We start from the raw sequence: 18,993 nt of genomic DNA, 5'->3' as shown, positions 1-18,993 counted from the left end.
AGCTACAGGAGCAACTGGGGCAACAGGAGTAACCGGAGCAACAGGAGCAACAGGAGCAACAGGGGCAACAGGAGTAACTGGGGCAACAGGAGCAACAGGAGCAACCGGAGCTACAGGAGCAACTGGAGCTACAGGAGCAACCGGAGCAACCGGAGCAACCGGAGTAACAGGAGCAACCGGAGCAACAGGAGCAACAGGTGAAACCGGAGCAACAGGAGTAACTGGAGTAACTGGAGAAACAGGGGCAACCGGAGCAACAGGTGAAACTGGAGCAACAGGTCCAACTGGCCCAACCGGAGCAACTGGAGCAACTGGAGCAACTGGTGATTGCTGTTGTAAAAACTCAGTAAAATATGCTTTAGATACAATTCAAGGCATAAGTGCTGAGCAAAATATATCTTTAGTCACTTTCAATACTACTCAAACAGGTGTAATAAGTGGATTCCAACCTACTAACGATGTAGTAAATATAGCAACTACAATTATGGGTCAACCAGTAACAGTGTATGTATCATTATGTAATGTTGTATTAATTACTTTCCCAGTTAATCCGGTAAATTCATTAGATTGTTCTACTGTTCCACAATGTTGTTGTGACCCTGGTCTCACATCAGCATTAAGAACCCTTTTAGCAGGATTAACTTTCCCTGAAACTACTGTTTCGTTAAATATTATGCCAATAAACAATACAAACAGTACTTTAACTACTACAACTGTATATGGAGTATGTAATGGAATACTTTGGGTTCAATTTACGAGTACCGTTGCAGGAAATATGTATGGAGCTATACCATTATGCTCAATCTTTAGTGTATATTAGTATAAGAGATAAATAAAAGCTAAACAATATGGGGGCTGTTACAAAACTTAATTAGTTTTATAGCAGTTCTTTTTATTAAAAAAATTCGGAAATGTATTCTTATTAGTAATCTTTAATTGGACAGAGTAATCATTGTATCAAAAAAATATTACAACCATATTATATAGTGTAAAACTGTAAAGAAGGTGGTTCTTTGATAACTGTTAGCCTTTGTATGATAGTTAAGAATGAAGAAGATTCTATTGGGCGTTGTTTAGAATCTGCTAAGGATATAGTTGATGAAATAATAATTGTCGATACTGGCTCTGATGATAAAACAAAAGAGATTGTTAATAAATACACAACAAAAGTTTATGATTTTAAGTGGATTGATGATTTTTCTGCTGCAAGAAATTTTGCTTTCAGCAAAGCTACTAAAGATTATATTCTTTGGTTAGATGCTGATGATGTTTTATTACCAGAGGATGCAGAAAAATTTAAAGAATTAAAGAAAACTTTAGATTCTTCTATTGACTCTGTAACATTTAAATATAATATTGGTTTTGACGAGAGTGGAAATGTAACAACAAGTTACAGACGTAATCGTCTAGTTAAACGAAGTAATAATTTTAAATGGATTGGTTTTGTTCACGAGTATTTAGAGGTTTGGGGAAATATAAGCAATAGCGAAATTGCCGTAACTCACAAAAAAAATAAAATATAATACCACTATGCGAAATTTGGAAATCTTTCGAAATAAATTAAAAGAAGGGGTAAAGTTTACTCCAAGGGATATTCTTTACTATGGAAATGAATTGTTTGATCATAGTATGCATGATGAAGCTTTAAAATACTATAATGAGTTTTTAGACTCAAAACAAGGGTGGTTTGAAGATAATATCCAAGTTTGTGGAAAGATAAGTGATTATTATCAATCGCAGGAGAAAGTAGAAGAGGCGAGAAAATATGCTTTTAAATCCTTTGAATACGATACTCCAAGAGCAGAAGCATGCTGTAAAATCGGTTTCTCCTTTTTATTTGAAGGGAAATATAAACAAGCAATTTTTTGGTATGAGGAAGCATTAAAACTTGAAAAGCCAAAAGATAGCTGGGGATTTTTTAATGATGCTTGTTGGACTTGGTTACCTCATTTACAGCTATGTGTCTGCTATGATAGGATTGGAGAGCATAAATTAGCGTATGAGCATAACGAAATGGCTGGGAAATTTAAACCTACTGATCCAAGCGTGCTGTATAATAAAAAGTACTTTCAAGGTTTAGGTTTTAGCTAAATCAAATATATCTTGTTATTATTGTTAAAGTGCAGTGTTCTCCATGCTGAGGTATATATAAATAACAATTTACAATATCCTCATTAAACAGGAACTTATTAATAAGAAGTAATTAGTTTCTGTTTTTCTTTTTAGAATAATAGTTAGGCACAATCAAAAAAATAACAAGTCCATTTTCCAAGCCTATTTTCCATCAAGGGAAGCTCGACTCGCATACGCTCGCTGAGTAAGCGAGTCACACGAAATCATAGATTTCGGTTCTCTGCTTATCAGTAGATCGGACTAATAGACCCGCTATGAGGCCAATCTACTTCCTTGCCGGATGAAAAATAATCATGACATTTTGGACTTGTTATTTTCTTTCATGTGCCTTAAATTATTTTTTAACAGTCTATATAACACTTATTTTTAAGATTATCTCTGTAACAATCATATAATACTCACCATAGAATAATATTGATTTAAAATGTTGTTAATTACTAAATATAATGATTGTTAAATGGAGGTAAAATGAAAGAGAATAAAATAGCCTTTATCACTTGTGTAAATAATGAAGATTTATACCTAAAAAGCCTAGAATATATTAAAAAGCTTAAGGTACCTGAATCTATGGAAATTGAGATAATAGCATTAAGAGATGCTAAAAGCATGACTTCAGCATATAACGAAGCTATACAGCAAAGTGACGCTAAATACAAAGTTTATCTTCATCAGGATGTATATATACAAAATCTAAATTTTATTAATGATATATTAAATATTTTTAATAGTGATGAAAATATAGGGCTTATAGGCATGGTTGGAGCAAAAGTTATTCCGGTATCAGGAATATGGTGGGAAGACCACTGGAAGGTTGGAAAGGTTTTTGATAGTCACAGAGGGTTTATGGAACTGCTAAACTTTAATGAAATTGATGATGTTTACACAGAAGTAAAAGGAATAGATGGTCTTATAATGATAACACAATATGATTTGCCATGGAGAAATGATATTTTCGATGGATGGCATTTTTATGATCTTTCACAAAGTGTTGAGTTTATTCGAAAAGGATTTAAAGTTGTAGTTCCAAAGCAGCAAACTGCATGGTGTAACCATGATTGTGGCTATGTTAATACAAAAAATGGATTTGAAGACTATAGAAATAAGTTTTTAGATACTTATTCTAAAGATATATTTCCGTTAGTTAGTATATTGATACCTGCTTATAATCAAACAAGCTATCTTGAAGAGGCGCTTAATTCTGCGTTAAATCAAAGTTATAAAAATACAGAAATTATTATATGTGATGATAGTACTACTAATGATGTACACGAGTTAGTTAAAAAGTATATGTTGAAAGCCAGTAATATTAAGTATTTTAATAATGGAGGACCAGCCGGTCTTAAAGGTAAGGTTAATATAAGAAAGTGCCTTGAAGTATCATCTGGAGAGTATATAAGTTATTTATTACATGATGACCTTTTTAACTTAAACAAAATAGATAAAATGATTAATTACTTCCTTTATGACGAAACACTTTCCCTAATAACAAGTTATAGAAAAATGATTAATGAAAATGGGGATTATCTACAAGATAATTTCAGAACCGTTTGTCAATACCCTTACGACATTCGTTTAACAGGAGAGGAGGCAGGAAAAAAGCTTCTTTTTTCCATGATTAACTATATTGGTGAGTTAACTACAGCTATGTTTAAAAAAAAAGCTGTGGACTTTGAGATCATTGATTATGATAAATACGAAATATACTGTTTAAGTGATATATCCTTATGGTTGAAATTATTAAGAAAAGGTAACATGATATATATTTCTGAACCCTTAAGTAAATTTAGAATTCACGAAGGTCAAAATACCTATGATGAAACTTTGACTCTTTGGGCTTCGATTGATTATTTTCATATGATTATTTCTTCATATGAAAATAAAATATTTATTAAAGATAGGAAAGAACTTTTGGAAAGTCTTACTTCATGGTATAAAGAGTACTCTGGCGATTTAATTAAGTTAAGTAATCAATATAACAATGATTCTAAAAATAATCCGGAAATAATGAAGCTTAGAGAAGAATATATGAATTGCTACAATAAATTTATAAATCTACTATTAGAATAACTTAAAAGAAAGACAATCATATAGATTTTTGTTAATACAAATTCAACTATGCGTTTTTACTGGAGAAACTATTATGTATAAGTACAAATTTTCAATTTTTGCATAGGATAATATTAAGACATTTTATTGCTATTAAGACCCTTTAATTGGAGGTTAATTATGAATAATAGTGATCTAGTTAGTATACTAGTACTATCACATAATAATTTACAGTATATGGAGGAATGTCTAAATTCAATTTTAGAACAGAGTTATCCATACATTGAAATTATTATAAGCGATGATTTTTCAAGTAATTTTAGAAAAGATGAAATAGAACAATATATAGAATCTAACAAAAAAGAAAATTTGGTTAATTATGTGATTAATCAAAATCATAGCAATTTAGGAACAGTTAAAAATTTGAATAATGCAATCAGTTTAGCAACAGGAAATTATTTTATTAACCTTGCTTGTGATGATGTCATTTTTGATAGTGGGGTTATTAGCAGCATAGTAGACTTTTATTCAAAAACAAATTATCTAGTAGCAGCTGGGCATGTAGCTCAATATGATGAACAACTAAGGGGATGCTTATTAACAACTCCTGTATGGGAATATATTAAATATGTTTATGGAAATCCTATTGATTGTTACAAAAAATTATGTGGAGGTAATTTTATACCTGGCGCTGGAGTGTCTTACAAACGAGAACTTATAGACAGATATGGTATGTATGATGAAAATTATAGATTAATAGAAGATTATCCAAGATGGTTATACTTGACAAGAAATGGATGCAGTGTTGGTTATATAGATCGATTTATTGTTAAACACAGAAAAGGAGGTATCTCAACAAGTAATAGAGATACTAAAGTTGATAAAATGTATAATGATGATTTGGAATTAGTTAAAAATAGAGAAATATTCCCTTATATAGCTTCGATTAAAGATGTTATTTACAAGGAGTGAGGGGTCTAATGAATAACAACAAAATAGCTGAAACCGTGCAAATAAAGGATAATGTTATTATCGGCAATAATGTAGTAATAGAAGAAAATTGTTTTATAGATTATGGAGCAATAATAAAAGACAATGTTCATATAAAAAAAGGAAGTTTTATAGGAGCACGATGTATTCTTGGCGAATATTTAATGGATTTTTATTCTGACAAGATAAATAAGCCACATCCTTTAATTATTGGAGAAAATGCGTTAATTAGAAGTGAAACAATCATCTATGGTGATACAACTATAGGTAATAATTTTCAGACAGGTCATAGAGTAACTATAAGAGAAGGTTCTACTTTAGGAGATAACGTGAGAATTGGAACTTTATCAGATATACAAGGAAAATGTATTATAGGAAACTATGTTAATCTTCATAGTAATGTGCACATAGGCCAGAAAAGTGTAATAAAAGATTATGTTTGGATTTTTCCTTATGTGGTTTTAACTAATGATCCTACTCCTCCATCAGAGAGTTTGATAGGAGTTACCGTAGAATCTTATGCAGTAATTGCTACTGGTAGTATAATTCTGCCTGGAGTGAATATTGGTGAGGATTCATTGGTTGGAGCCGGAAGTGTAGTAAATAAAAATGTTGAAAAGGAAACTTTAGTAGTTGGAAATCCTATAAAGAAAACTTTTCCAATACAAGATGTGAAAAATAAACAGACTGGAGCGCAAGTTTATCCCTGGAAATATACATTTTCTAGAGGAATGCCTTGGGAGGAATTGGGCTATGAGCAATGGTTAAAAAGTGAGGCTTTAAAATAAACGTACATTGTGTATATTTTGCAATAGGAGAATAAGCAAATGAGTATTGAAAGAAAATTAAATAACATTTCATGTAAAAAATATTGTAATGCTCATAATTTCAAATATTCTGTTCTACAAGAAGGTCATTCTCAAAAAAATTATATACCAAATTATAGTGGTAATCCTAAAGCTGACAATTATATATATGTTAATTGTCCCGAACTTTATATAGCTGAATTATATAATGTAGACTTAGTTGGGGGATGTAGTATAATTTTTGATGAAGATGATAATTGTATTTATGATTTACCATTGATGGACGAGGAAAATAGATTTGATTTAGCAATCCATCATGTAACTTATGTTGATAAAAATGTTACTGTCGTTAATTATGAAAAATCAAATGAGATAATTGAAGAAGGAATAATGCTTATATCAAATGCTTCTTTTAATTATTTTCACTTTAATGTGGAATTATTATCAAAATTATGTCTGATTAATGAAATAGAAGAATATAATAATGTTCCAATATTAGTAGACGAAAGATGCATTTTAACCCAATCCTTCAAGGATGAATTGGAAATGCTAAATACTCATGGCAGAAAAATAATTTCTCTAAAAGAAGGTCATTGTTATAATGTAAAAAAGTTAATATATGTATCAGAATTAATCATTCAACCTATAAATCTACGAACCGATGCCTTATTAAGATATGAAGATTACATTATGACTGATTTAGCTGTAAATTTGCTTCATGATAAATTATCTATTAATTCTAATATTTCTAGGAAATTATTTATTTCTAGAAAAAATTGCTGGAATCATAGATTAGTAAATGATCAAAAAATTCAACAAATTTTTATTGAATATGGCTATGAATTAATTTGCCCAGAAGAAATGTCTTTTAAAGATCAATTAAAGACTTTTTCCGAAGCTGAATTTATTGCTGGCGCAAGTGGTGCTGGATTCACTAATATTTTATTTGCTAATAAAAATGCAAAAATTATATGTATTGCACCTAAAGAAGTACAACTCTCCTGCTATTCAAATATTGCTGGTGTATTGGGGCAAGAATGCTATTATTTAGATGCAAAATTTCATTATAATCCGTATCTTATATATTATCAGCGCCCATTTGAATTAGATGAAAATTATTTAAGAAAGTTTTTAGGAAATTTTTAGCACTATTCACAAAGGAGGCAACATGTATAATTGTTCCTTGTTAAAATTTTTAAATATAAATGGTAAATATGGTGATTTAACACCTATAGAAGAACTTGTTGATGTTCCTTTTGATATAAAACGAATTTATTATATTACTAAAGTACCGCAAAATATAACACGGGGGTTTCATGCTCACAGAAAACTTCATCAAGTGCTCATATGTGTTAATGGTTCTGTAAAAATAAAGGTTAAAACTCCCAAAGAAGAAACTGAATTTATATTAGATAATTCATCAGTAGGACTATATATCGGCCCTTACATTTGGAGAGAAATGTATGATTTTAGCGAGGGTGCCGTTCTTTTAGTACTTGCTTCTGACTATTATAACGAAAATGATTATATAAGAAATATAGACTTTTATATGCAAGAAGCATGTAACAGATATTAGGAAGGGATTTTGATGAAAATACCATTTTTAAATTTCGAACCAATGCATACTGAAATAAGAAATGAGATTTTAGATGCATTTGAAAAACTATATGATAACCATTGGTTTATTTTAGGTCCAAGTGTTGAGGCTTTTGAAGCAAAATTCTCCAAATATTGTGGCACAGATTATTGTATAAGTTGTGGCAACGGTTTAGACGCACTTTCCATTATCTTAAGAGGATATGATATTGGAGAAGGTGATGAAGTTATTGTGCCATCTAACACTTATATTGCTACTTCACTCGCAGTTTCATATGTTGGCGCTAAAGTTATCTTTGTGGAGCCCGATATTAAAACCTTTAATATAGATATAAGCAAAATTGAGAAAGCTATTACTAAAAAAACAAAAGCAATTATTGCCGTACACTTGTATGGTCGTCCAGCGGAAACTGATAAAATAAAGCCATTATGTGAAAAATATAATCTAAAGCTCATAGAAGATGCAGCACAAGCTCATGGTGCGATATATAATGGAAAAAGAACGGGAAGTCTTGGAGATGCAGCAGGTTTTAGCTTTTACCCTGGAAAAAATTTGGGGGCATTAGGAGATGGTGGAGCTATATTAACTAGCGACAGTGTTTTAGCAGAAAAGGTACGAGCTATAAGAAATTATGGTTCAAAAATTAAATATTATAATGAGTATAAAGGTGTTAATTCGAGATTGGATGAAATACAAGCTGAATTCTTAAGAGTAAAACTTAAATATCTTGATAAATGGAATGCCGATAGGCAAAGGATTGCCAAGCTATATCTTGAAGGAATTAATAATAGTAAAATAATTCTTCCATATATAACTTCAGTAAGTGAATCTATATGGCATGTGTTTGCAATAAGAACAGAATATAGAAATAAGCTTGAAAGTCATTTGAAAGATAATGGAATTGATACTCTAGTTCATTATCCAGTGCCAATTCATTTGCAAAAAGCATATAAGGAACTAGAATATAAAATTGGTGATTTTCCACTGGCTGAAACTATATCAAAAACTGTACTGAGTATACCAATATGGTATGGAATGAAGGATGAAGAAATTGATTATATAATCAAGGTATTAAATAAGTGGTAATGTTGTCTATATTCAAAGTATAGGTTTTATTTTAAAAGTTTATAAAAAAGCATTTTCTCAAAATTAAGAAAATGCTTTTTTAAATTTATATTGATAGTTTTAGTTATTTCAATTACTTTATAAATAAACAGTAATTAAAGCAATGTTTCTTAGAAGGTATATATTAATAATTATTAAGAATTAGTATAATAAGATAAATAAGCTTGAAAGGAAGGTGAATTTAGCTTAGGAAGTACTTAAAATAAGTATACCTAGCTAAAAATTATGAAAGAAAAAATAAGTGTAATTGTAGATGAAATGATAAAGTATTATGCCAAGGATCCAAGAAGAGTAAATCATTTTTTAAAGGTATATTCTTTTGCTAAAGCAATTGGGGAATTAGAAAATTTAGATGAAGATACACAAAATATTTTGGAAGTAACAGCTGTAATGCATGATATAGGAATAAAGATAAGTGAGGAAAAATATAATTCTTCTGCAGGTAATTATCAAGAAATTGAGGGACCGTCAGTAGCAAAGGAAATGCTTTCAAAATTAAAATTTGATGAGAAATTTATTAATAGAGTCTGCTATTTAATTGGACATCATCATACATATAGTAAAATTGATGGAATAGATTATCAAATATTAATTGAAGCTGATTTTTTAGTTAATATTTATGAAGATGAAATTAAAATTCCGCAAATTGAAAGCATTAAGGAAAAATATTTTAAAACAAAGGCAGGAACAGAGTTTTTAGTTAATTTGTATTTGTAAGACGTAAATAATTAAAGGTATTAAAGTTTCCTTAAAATTCAAATAACGAGATAATTATAAAAACTGTTACAACTAATGAGAAATAGATTCATATTATGAAATGAAACTTATTAAAGAATAATTAAGGGAATGATATATATGAATTTATGTTATATAGAAAAAAGATTTGATTATTTGGAGTTATTAAACAAGTTCGTAAAAAGTAATGTTAATATAATGGGAATCAAATGTACTGAGGAATTAAAAAGTGATGATTTATTAATAATATCTAATAAAGATCCCGACTATGAGGAACTAATTAAAAAAGTACCTAATGCTTTTATATGGGAAAAAATATACGAGGACGTTCATATTTATTCGCGAGATAGGTATGCTGCAAATTATGATTTTTATCATCTGAAATATTCTTTAGAAAGAGCACTAAAACCTGAAATTGAAGCAATTGCTGTAGGTTCATCATATGCCTTATTTGGAATTGAAGAAAGTGAACTTAATACTCCATGTGTTAATTTAGCATTAGCTTCCCAAGATATCTATTATGCATGTTTAATAGGTCGACATGTTATTAATCAAAACAGTAATATAAAAAAAATCTTTATAGGAACAGGGTATTATACGTTTTATAGTGATTTATCTCTTACCCAAGGAGGGGAATTAATGCGGTTAACAGATATTTATTATCCAATCTTTAGAGATAAGCATAATTGCCAGGAACTATTAAAAAGTGAAATACCAGTTTTATTTGAGCACGAAATATTTGATATGGAACAGATAACTGAAATTTGTTGCAAGGAGTTATTTGAAGAATTTAATGGTAAATATTTCACGGGTACAAAAGATAGATTCAAATCAAGAGTGGTCATTAGGGGAATACCCGATACTAAATGGTATGAATTAAGTGATACTTTGCAAGAAGAAGCTGCATACGAGAGAGCAAATTCACACAATAAAGCAATTAGATATATAGATTCATATAAAGAAAATATTAAGATTCTTAATTCTTTTACAACTTTTTGCAATGAAAGAAATGTTAGAGTTTATTTATTGGCATTTCCCAATACGGAATTTTATAAAAAATATTTATTGAAGGAATATAAAGAAACTTATATGTCGGCTTTAAATTCAATTAATGGAGAAATTAGATTTATTGATTTAAATAATTGTGATATATTTGAGGACAAAGATTTTGTAGACATGGATCATTTAGACAAAAGTGGCGCAATTAAAGTTTCAGAGTATATAAATAATATTAATTTATAAGATTAGAATTTGAATGATAGAATCTAAATCAACCCTTAAGTATACAATCTTAAGGGTATTTACGTTAGTTAATATTAATTTTATAGAAAAATGAGGTGAGATAGTGATTAAATATCAAGAACTAACGATGGAACACATTAAAGAAATATCTGAGATTTATGTAAATTCATTTAATTCTGAACCATGGAATGATAAATGGACAATTGAAAGTGCGTCAAAGCGTATATCTCAAATGATAAATTGTGAAGGCTTTTATGGTTTAGTTGCATATGAAGAAGATAGGATGGTTGGAATGATACTTGGTAACCATGAGTATTATTATGATGCAATGCTTTTTCAAATTAAAGAATTTTGTGTGGATTCAAGAATAAAGGGTAGTGGAATAGGATCTGAACTTTTAGATGAATTTATGGCAAGGTTAAGAATTAAAGGCATAAATAGAATTATTCTACTTACCTTAAAATCTAATCAAACAGAAGGTTTTTATAAAAAGCATGGATTTAAAATTTTTGATGATATGATATTGATGGGAAAAGATATTTAATAATATTATTCTGTTGTACTTTTTTATAGGTGATATTCTTCAGAATATTTATGATTATATTCTGAAGAATATTTAAGTAAAACATTGAAATATTAAATATATAGAATATAATTTTACTTTAATATTTAGAATCAAAACTAGAACATCTAGTTTCGGAATATATTTGAGCTCCATCTCCTGAAACATTGATAGAATCTAGTTTACAAAGTTTATTATAGTTATGAGTACAAGTTCCAACGTTACAAGTTAGAGCATCACATTGTCCATTTGCATTAGTATTATTAGTTAAATCGCCATAATGGGCTTCATCTAAAAATGATCCACAACAAGTACTACGTTCGCTGCTTGCAGACATCCCTCCAATATCAACTCTATTTGAATAGCAAACTCCAGTTTTATTATGTGAACAATTTATTACATCACAATTAATTCTTTCCACAAAAAACACACTCCTTTAATTAAATCTAAATTTAAAATATTATTTACTAAAGTATCTATCAAGTAAGCCCTTAAATGCTTTACCATGTCTAGCTTCATCTTTACACATTTCATGAACTGTGTCATGTATAGCATCTAAATTATGTTCTTTAGCTAAGGTTGCAAGTTTCTTTTTACCTTCACAAGCACCATATTCAGCTTCAACTCTAGCACTTAAATTAGACTTAGTATCAGGAACGACTACTTCCCCTAAGAGTTCTGCAAATCTAGAAGCGTGATCTGCTTCTTCATAAGCAATTCTCTTATAAGCTTCAGCTACTTCAGGATAACCTTCACGATCAGCTTGACGAGACATTGCAAGGTACATTCCAACTTCAGTACATTCACCAATAAAATTAGCTCTTAAACCATCTAATAATTCATCACTAACATCTTTGGCAACACCAATTCTATGTTCATCTGCAAAGTTTAATGAATCTGACATTTCTTTAAATTTATCGGCCCCTGCTTTACAGATAGGACAAAAATCTGGTGGGGTGTCACCTTCATGGATATAGCCACAAATAGTACAAACAAATCTCTTCATTTAAAATTCCTCCATAAACTATTATTGTAATTTTAGGTATAATAATAACCTAAAAAATAGTATTACCATTTAAATTTAAATTATTAATATTTTACTCTATAGAAAAAATAGTTATTTAAGGCTTTAAAAATAAGATTAAATATTGACTTAATTTCAAAATTTATTTTTAGGAGAATAATATGGTATAATTTACTGAACAATATAACACTCAGAGAGAGGGAGGAATTTTTACTTGAATAATAATTTTGAATATATATTATTTGATCTAGACGGAACGCTTACTGATTCGGGAGAAGGGATAACTAAATCAGTTCAATATGCATTAAAATCTTTTGGAATTGTTGTAGATAATCTTAAGGATTTAAATAAATTTATTGGTCCACCATTAAAGGATTCATTTAAGAAGTTTTATAATTTTGATGATGAGAAAGCTGAACTTGGGCTTAAAAAGTATAGGGAATACTTTGCTGATAAAGGCATATATGAAAATAGTTTATATGATGGAATAGTGGAAGTTCTAGAAGTACTAAAGAAAAACAATAAGAAAATAATACTTGCCACGTCAAAACCAGAAGTATATGCAAAAGAAATATTAAGATACTTTAAAATAGAACACTATTTTACCTTCGCAGCTGGAGCTGATTTTGAAGAAACAAGAGTAAATAAAGGTGATGTTATAAGTTATGCCTTAAAAGAGGCAGGAGTATCAGATTTATCAAAGGCTGTTATGATAGGTGACAGAGAACATGATATTATTGGTGCAAAGGAAAATAACATTAAGTGCATAGGTGTTCTTTATGGTTACGGAGATGTAATTGAATTAACTCAGGCAAGAGCAGATCAAATAGTAAAAAGCGTTGATGAGTTAATAAATATCCTTGTTTAGGTATACGATTGAAATTTGAATTAAATAGCGCACCATTTGAATTTTAGAATAATATTTTTCTATTGAATTATAATACTAATTGTAGATAAGAGGATTTTAAATATAATAATTATATTATGGAAGTCGAAGAGGATGTATATGAAAACAATAGAAAAAGAATTTATTAGTATTGCAGAAGGTAAATCGTCTGAAAGTGTTATTGAGGAAATAAGTAGAGCTGATATTAACTTAACTCAATTAAGTGAAAATATAAATATTATAAAGAATAAGCTAAAACCAGGTACAAAATTTATGGCAGTTGTCAAAGGTGATGCATATGGGCATGGGTTAGTTCCAATAGCGAAGGAATTAGAAAAATGTAAATGTGATGCAATTGGTGTTGTTAGACTGACAGAGGCTGTAGCATTAAAGGAATCTAAAATAAAAGTGCCAGTTATAATATTAGCTCCATTAATGCCATCACAAAGTCCATGGATAGTAAGACATGATATTATTGTAATGGTAGATAATGAAAGAATAATTGCTGCTTTAGACAGTGAAGGAGCAAAAATGAATAAAAAAGTTAAAGTACATGTTAAAGTTAATACAGGATTAAATAGATATGGATTAGAGGTAAATGATGTTGTTAGATTTATTCATATAATTCATGAAAAATACCTTAATATAGAAATTGAAGGTATTTATACACATTTTAAAGATCCAGAATATAATGAGCAGTTTACATATGATCAATTGACTAAGTTTAATAAAGTATTAAAGGATCTTGAAGAAGTGAATTTACGCCCGCCAATAGCACATGCAGCAGGTTCAGCGGGAATATTAATGTATCCAGAGTCACATTATGATATGGTGCGATGTGGTCTTATACTATATGGACTTGAGCATAAAGCAAATGAAAAGTTACTTCCAAAGGGAGTAAAACCTATAATGTCTTTAAAAAGCAGGATTTTAAAAATTGATAAAATAAAGGCAGGAGAATCTGGTGGATATGGAGATGATTTTGTTGCAAAAAGAAACAGCATTGCTGCAGTGGTTGGAATGGGCTATGGTGATGGAATATCACGTGGATGGAAGGAAGTATTAATTTCAGGGAAAAGAGTTCCTGTTGTAAATTATTTTATGGATGGAATTCTTGTGGATATTACAGATATAAAGGATAAGGTAAAAGAATTTGATGAAGTAGTTATTGTTGGTAAACAGGAAGAAGAAACTATTAGCTGGGAAGATGCATGTCATAATATGAAGGCTTATATGGACGAACAATTTCAAAGAATCACTGAAAGAGTGCCTAAGCATTACTTTTATGAATAGTCAAATAAATTTTAAATATTATACTTAGGGGTATATCAACAGCTGTTAGATATACCTCTAAGTTTATTTTAAATTGAATTTCATATTGAGAATAGTATAATTTTAGTATAAGGCACAAAATTCAAAGAATGAATTTGAAAGGATGTTATTTTGATGAGGGTAATGACATTTAACTTAAGGTGTGACACGCCAAGGGATTTTGACGATAGATGGGATAATCGAAAGAGTATGGTTTATTATGTTATGAATGAGTATAAGTGTGATGTTATCGGGACACAAGAAGTTAAGGATAATATGTTTTTTGATTTAAAAGAGAATGTAAAAGGATATGAAATAATTGGAGAGCCAAGATGCAAAAGGATTTCTTCTGAAAGAAATAATCTTTTGCTCTCAAAAAAATATACTATCCAGGAGCATAAAACTTTCTGGCTGTCTGAGACTCCTTATAAAGTTGGAAGTAAGGTTTGGTATTCCTATGTTCCTAGAATTTGTACAACGGCTGTAGTAAAAGATAATAATGGTAAAAAAATTAGAATTTGTAACACTCATTTAGATAATCTTTTTTCAAAAACAAGAGAATATGGATTAAAAAAACTTATGGAGGTTATAGATAAAGAGCAGGAAAGAGAAGAACTTCCCATTATACTTATGGGAGATTTTAATGATACACCAGACAGTGAGCTAATAAGAAGTTTTACGGAAGGAAAATTATCAAAGGAAAAATTAGTGCCAGTACAAGATAAAAATAAAACTTTATATAAAGAGGCTACGAGAGATAAGTTTAAAAGAACACAAAATGGAGTTCATATTGATTACATCTTTGTATCAAAAGAAATAGAAGTAATGAATGTAGAAATAATTAAATATAATATTAATGGAAAATATCCATCAGACCACTACCCTTTAATGGCAGAAATAAAAATAAAATAATCAATCTCAAAAATTTAACTCTAAAAATCAGTATCTATTTTAGAAAGTTAATTGGGTTGCCTATGTATATGAATATAACTTTATAATAAAGAAAAAATATAATATAATAGTATATATTGTAAAAGTGTTGATTTATATAGCAATAAAAGCAGAAAAATAGATTATATGGTAAATAGAGGGGAATGGTTTATTGTCCAGATTAGAAAAGTACGTGTGTGCAATATACGTATGTATAGCAATAGTTTTAGGTGGAGTGTCCGGTTATTATAAATTTATTTTGAGTGATAATGCTAGTAATTCAGTAGAGCAAAAAAATAAAGATTCAAGCATTAAGCAGGAAAAAGTATTAAGTGCTGCTCCAGCCATCGAAAAAACATTTACAAATAATGAAAAAGTACCCAGACCCATTAAAGTGGAATTAACTGCTTACTGTAATTGCCCTATATGCTCAGAAGCTTGGGGTTCTGAAACTGCGATGCAGACCCATACTAGAATAGGTGTTGTTGCTGCGCCTAAAGATATTCCTTTAGGAAGTAAAATTGTTATTCCAGAGCTAAAGGATTACAAGGAAGATGGAGTATTTAATGTTGAAGACAGGGGCGGAGCAGTAGTAGTTAAAAGTGATGGTACCCATATAATAGATGTTTGGCTGCCAACTCATGATCAGGTGAAGGAATTTGGAAGAAAAGAGACCGTAGCTTATTTACTAAACCAATAGTAACTTGAAGTTTTTTAGGTATTCAATTAAAATGATGTTAGTATTAATAAATAAAGCTTAGTAGAACATAAACTTTGAAAGAAGTCTTTTGATTATTAAGGGGGATAAGGATCTTATGAGTCAGTCAAAAGAACATGAACCAGTATTTTTAGGAAGTCGGGATATGAATGTATCACCAGAATTTGTTGAAGAAAAGATAGAAGAAATGAATGAAACACTACTTATTTACCGTTCGGCTATAAAGGAAGTTAAAACTAAATTAGATATACTAGATGACGAACTAAAGATTAAGAGAAAGAGAAATCCAATTGAATATATGAAATCAAGAGTTAAAACACCAGGAAGCATTATGGAGAAGCTTAGGCGCAAAGGCTTTGAAATGAGCATTGAGTCAGCCAAAAAGAATTTAAACGATATTGCAGGCATACGGGTGATATGTTCTTTTGTCGGTGACATATATGACATTGCAAAAATGCTTATAAGGCAAGATGATATAACATTAATTGAAGAAAAGGACTATATAAAAGATCCAAAACCTAATGGTTACAGAAGTCTTCATTTAGTTATAGAAGTTCCTATATTTTTTTCAGATAATGTAGAACAAGTTAGGGTAGAAGTGCAAATTAGAACAATCGCTATGGATTTTTGGGCAAGTCTTGAACACAAATTATATTATAAGACTTTTGGAGAAGGACCAATACATATTACAAAAGATTTAAAAGAATGTGCAGACCTCATAGCATCAACTGATATGAGAATGCAGGATATACAAAAAGAAGTAGAAAAATTAAGGTAAATTGAATAGGTGTAAAAATGATTAAATATAATAAAGTGATTTTGAACATACTATACTTGTGATTTTTATTAAAGGAGAGTAGTATGTATGGAAAGAGAACACTATATTGTAGATGGATTAGCAAACGAAAATATGAAAACACAAGTAAAAAATGCATTGGAAAAAATTGAAGGTGTAGATAAAGTTTGTGTTGATCTTGCTCGTGGAAGCGTTGAAGTAATTTATAACACTCCTGCTACCCCAGAGGAAATAAGAAACTGTATTGAAAATACAGGGCACCATATTCAATAAGTTTATAAGTTAAAAGATATAAGTGATAAGTTTAGGAAGAAAAGCCCCGAGGCTTTTCTAAAAATTATTTTATAGAAATCACGTTAATGATTTCATCCTTAACTTATCACTTATAATTTATAACTTTTAATATATTTACTCTTATCTTTGATTTTCAAATAATACTATCTTAAGATGATAATTAAATTTTTATTAAGTATCGCTAATATTATCCTTCTAATATTTTTACATAAAACATCCTATCTCTTGGCCCATCAAACTCACAGAAATATATATCCTGCCATCTGCCTAAAAGTAAATTTCCATTATTTAAAATAAATGTTTGGGAAGCTCCCACAGTAGAGGATTTTAAATGGGCATGTGAGTTGCCCTCAAAATGCTTATAATTTGAATCAGTAGATGGAAAAACTTTTTCAAACCCATAAATTAGATCATGAACAACATCAGGATCAGCATTTTCATTTGTAGTAATTCCAGCAGTAGTATGAGGACAGTATACTACTACAATTCCATTTTTTATATCACTAACCTTGATATCTTCTTTAACATAAGAAGTTATTTTCATCATAGCTTGCCTTGGATTAATTGAAATAGAGTGTTTAAACAAATTAGACATAAAAAGCCTCCTTAACAATATTTTGAACTATAGTATAATAATAAAACAAATGAGGATATATATAAATATATTTATTTGAATTTTAACTATCATTTTAGAATACTTTACAATTGTAGGGCGAAATTTGAATCATTCTTATGAAATATGTTATTATGTAATATATTGTTAGTAGAAGGGAAGTAATATAATGCCACATATTATTGTAAAACTTTATCCAGGTAGAAGTGAGGAGCAAAAGATAAATCTCGCTAAGAATATTACAGCTGCGGTTTCTGAAAGTTTACAATCAAATGAAAGTAGTATTTCAGTTGCAATTGAGGAAATTCCAAGTGAGGATTGGGCAAAGGAAGTTTATAAAAAAGATATCCTTGATAATTATGAGAAAATATATAAAAAACCTGGGTATAAGCCAAGTGAGGATGAATTAAAGTAGGTAATATCATGGTAACGAAATAATAAATGAGAGCGTAGAAAATAAATACTACGTTCTTTTTTATTACAATTATTCAATTCTATTTTGTAAATTATGTTAATAAGAATAATGTAGAGTATTAATTTTATAAGATAGAAGGGATGATAAAGTGATAAAAAGAAATTTATTTAAAAAGGTGCTATTATCCATATCTATATTTACTGCAGTTGTAAGCTTTGGGATAATAAATGAAATAAAAGCCAGTGGGGAATCTAATGGATGGGTGTATAGCGATAATAGCTGGCGTTATTACAGCGGACCATCAATACAAACTGGCTGGTGCCGAAATAATGGAAACTGGTACTACTTAGATGATAACGGAAGGATAAAAACTGGTTGGATTAAAAGCGAAGGAAAATGGTATTATCTAGATCCAAGTACTGGAAGAATGATAACAGGATGGATTGAAGATAGAGGTAAATGGTACTATTTAAATACTTCAGGCGAAATGATAACAGGATGGCTTGAGTATAATGGTAATTTATATTATCTAAACACTTCCGGAGTAATGGTCAAAGATGTTTATATTGGTTCCTATTATTTAGGACCTGATGGAGCTTGGAGAGAAGGCTCGTGTATAAGTAGAAAATGATTAGTTAAAATATTGTTTTTTAATAAAATTAGGTATTTAGGCACAATCAAAAAATAACAAGTCCATCTGCCAAGCCTATTTTTCATCATACTGTGTCAGCAGATTGCCCTAATAGGCCTGCTATGAGGCCAATCTACTT

Annotated in this window: 21 protein-coding genes and 1 pseudogene; 19 read left to right on the top strand and 3 right to left on the bottom strand. The window is 29.7% G+C overall.

What is annotated here, in order from left to right; translation table 11 throughout:
* The 11 genes and pseudogenes from COL3_RS28935 to COL3_RS21265 form a co-directional block, all read left to right on the top strand.
* Positions 1-820 (top strand): hypothetical protein (locus tag COL3_RS28935; RefSeq protein ID WP_207655452.1); only part of this gene is annotated, 820 nt, incomplete at its 5' end.
* Positions 821-1,013: 193 nt separating this feature from the next.
* Positions 1,014-2,091, top strand: a pseudogene (locus COL3_RS21310) (glycosyltransferase).
* Positions 2,092-2,601: 510 nt separating this feature from the next.
* Positions 2,602-4,200, top strand: coding sequence for a glycosyltransferase (locus tag COL3_RS21305; RefSeq protein WP_099716715.1), 1,599 nt, complete (start codon positions 2,602-2,604; stop codon positions 4,198-4,200).
* Positions 4,201-4,359: 159 nt separating this feature from the next.
* Positions 4,360-5,151 carry a glycosyltransferase gene (locus COL3_RS21300; RefSeq protein ID WP_008429994.1) on the top strand — a complete coding sequence of 264 codons (792 nt, stop codon included), beginning with the start codon at positions 4,360-4,362 and terminating at the stop codon, positions 5,149-5,151.
* An 8-nt stretch (positions 5,152-5,159) separates the two neighbouring features.
* On the top strand, positions 5,160-5,957 hold the full coding sequence (locus tag COL3_RS21295) for an N-acetyltransferase (RefSeq protein ID WP_008429992.1): 798 nt from the start codon (positions 5,160-5,162) through the stop codon (positions 5,955-5,957).
* A 39-nt stretch (positions 5,958-5,996) separates the two neighbouring features.
* A complete protein-coding gene (locus COL3_RS21290) occupies positions 5,997-7,121 on the top strand; it encodes a glycosyltransferase 61 family protein (RefSeq protein ID WP_008429990.1) in 1,125 nt (374 codons plus the stop codon).
* Positions 7,122-7,143: 22 nt separating this feature from the next.
* Entirely contained in the window at positions 7,144-7,551 is a 408-nt protein-coding gene (locus tag COL3_RS21285; RefSeq protein ID WP_008429988.1) for an FdtA/QdtA family cupin domain-containing protein, read from the top strand.
* 12 nt (positions 7,552-7,563) lie between these two features.
* Complete coding sequence (locus COL3_RS21280) at positions 7,564-8,658, top strand: DegT/DnrJ/EryC1/StrS family aminotransferase (protein ID WP_008429986.1); 1,095 nt, start codon at positions 7,564-7,566, stop codon at positions 8,656-8,658.
* A gap of 264 nt (positions 8,659-8,922) precedes the next feature.
* Complete coding sequence (locus COL3_RS21275) at positions 8,923-9,414, top strand: HD domain-containing protein (protein WP_008429984.1); 492 nt, start codon at positions 8,923-8,925, stop codon at positions 9,412-9,414.
* A 138-nt stretch (positions 9,415-9,552) separates the two neighbouring features.
* Positions 9,553-10,674 carry a hypothetical protein gene (locus COL3_RS21270; protein ID WP_099716714.1) on the top strand — a complete coding sequence of 374 codons (1,122 nt, stop codon included), beginning with the start codon at positions 9,553-9,555 and terminating at the stop codon, positions 10,672-10,674.
* A gap of 106 nt (positions 10,675-10,780) precedes the next feature.
* The gene (locus COL3_RS21265; protein WP_035284644.1) at positions 10,781-11,218 is read left to right on the top strand and encodes a GNAT family N-acetyltransferase; all 438 of its coding nucleotides are present in this window, start codon (positions 10,781-10,783) and stop codon (positions 11,216-11,218) included.
* A 118-nt stretch (positions 11,219-11,336) separates the two neighbouring features.
* On the opposite strand, the gene COL3_RS21260 is transcribed toward COL3_RS21265, so the two are convergent.
* Together COL3_RS21260 and COL3_RS21255 are read right to left on the bottom strand one after the other, a co-directional pair.
* Positions 11,337-11,657: a DUF1540 domain-containing protein gene (locus COL3_RS21260; RefSeq protein WP_008429978.1), complete on the bottom strand. Its 321-nt coding sequence runs from the start codon at positions 11,655-11,657 to the stop codon at positions 11,337-11,339.
* A 39-nt stretch (positions 11,658-11,696) separates the two neighbouring features.
* Complete coding sequence (locus tag COL3_RS21255) at positions 11,697-12,242, bottom strand: NADH peroxidase (RefSeq protein ID WP_008429976.1); 546 nt, start codon at positions 12,240-12,242, stop codon at positions 11,697-11,699.
* A 232-nt stretch (positions 12,243-12,474) separates the two neighbouring features.
* Here COL3_RS21255 and COL3_RS21250 point away from each other — a divergent pair, with 232 nt between their 5' ends.
* The 6 genes from COL3_RS21250 (at position 12,475) to COL3_RS21225 (ending at position 17,174) form a co-directional block, all read left to right on the top strand.
* On the top strand, positions 12,475-13,128 hold the full coding sequence (locus tag COL3_RS21250) for an HAD family hydrolase (RefSeq protein ID WP_008429973.1): 654 nt from the start codon (positions 12,475-12,477) through the stop codon (positions 13,126-13,128).
* 138 nt (positions 13,129-13,266) lie between these two features.
* Positions 13,267-14,439: an alanine racemase gene (alr, locus tag COL3_RS21245; RefSeq protein ID WP_008429972.1), complete on the top strand. Its 1,173-nt coding sequence runs from the start codon at positions 13,267-13,269 to the stop codon at positions 14,437-14,439.
* A 153-nt stretch (positions 14,440-14,592) separates the two neighbouring features.
* Positions 14,593-15,369, top strand: coding sequence for an endonuclease/exonuclease/phosphatase family protein (locus COL3_RS21240; RefSeq protein WP_008429970.1), 777 nt, complete (start codon positions 14,593-14,595; stop codon positions 15,367-15,369).
* Positions 15,370-15,559: 190 nt separating this feature from the next.
* Positions 15,560-16,087 carry a 3D domain-containing protein gene (locus COL3_RS21235; protein WP_008429968.1) on the top strand — a complete coding sequence of 176 codons (528 nt, stop codon included), beginning with the start codon at positions 15,560-15,562 and terminating at the stop codon, positions 16,085-16,087.
* Positions 16,088-16,202: 115 nt separating this feature from the next.
* The gene (locus COL3_RS21230) at positions 16,203-16,883 is read left to right on the top strand and encodes a GTP pyrophosphokinase family protein (RefSeq protein WP_008429966.1); all 681 of its coding nucleotides are present in this window, start codon (positions 16,203-16,205) and stop codon (positions 16,881-16,883) included.
* An 87-nt stretch (positions 16,884-16,970) separates the two neighbouring features.
* Complete coding sequence (locus COL3_RS21225; RefSeq protein WP_008429964.1) at positions 16,971-17,174, top strand: heavy metal-associated domain-containing protein; 204 nt, start codon at positions 16,971-16,973, stop codon at positions 17,172-17,174.
* A 208-nt stretch (positions 17,175-17,382) separates the two neighbouring features.
* On the opposite strand, the gene COL3_RS21220 is transcribed toward COL3_RS21225, so the two are convergent.
* Positions 17,383-17,790, bottom strand: coding sequence for a secondary thiamine-phosphate synthase enzyme YjbQ (locus COL3_RS21220; protein ID WP_008429962.1), 408 nt, complete (start codon positions 17,788-17,790; stop codon positions 17,383-17,385).
* Positions 17,791-17,977: 187 nt separating this feature from the next.
* Between COL3_RS21220 and COL3_RS21215 the strand changes: the two genes are divergently transcribed.
* The gene (locus COL3_RS21215) at positions 17,978-18,223 is read left to right on the top strand and encodes a 4-oxalocrotonate tautomerase family protein (protein WP_008429960.1); all 246 of its coding nucleotides are present in this window, start codon (positions 17,978-17,980) and stop codon (positions 18,221-18,223) included.
* 148 nt (positions 18,224-18,371) lie between these two features.
* Positions 18,372-18,854, top strand: coding sequence for an N-acetylmuramoyl-L-alanine amidase family protein (locus COL3_RS21210; RefSeq protein ID WP_008429958.1), 483 nt, complete (start codon positions 18,372-18,374; stop codon positions 18,852-18,854).
* The last annotated feature ends 139 nt before the right edge of the window (positions 18,855-18,993 follow it).

This window comes from Clostridium sp. LS (assembly GCF_002760435.1).
Taxonomy (GTDB): domain Bacteria; phylum Bacillota; class Clostridia; order Clostridiales; family Clostridiaceae; genus Clostridium.
Note: the sequence above shows the minus strand (reverse complement) of the source record. Positions and strands in the feature narration are given on the sequence as shown.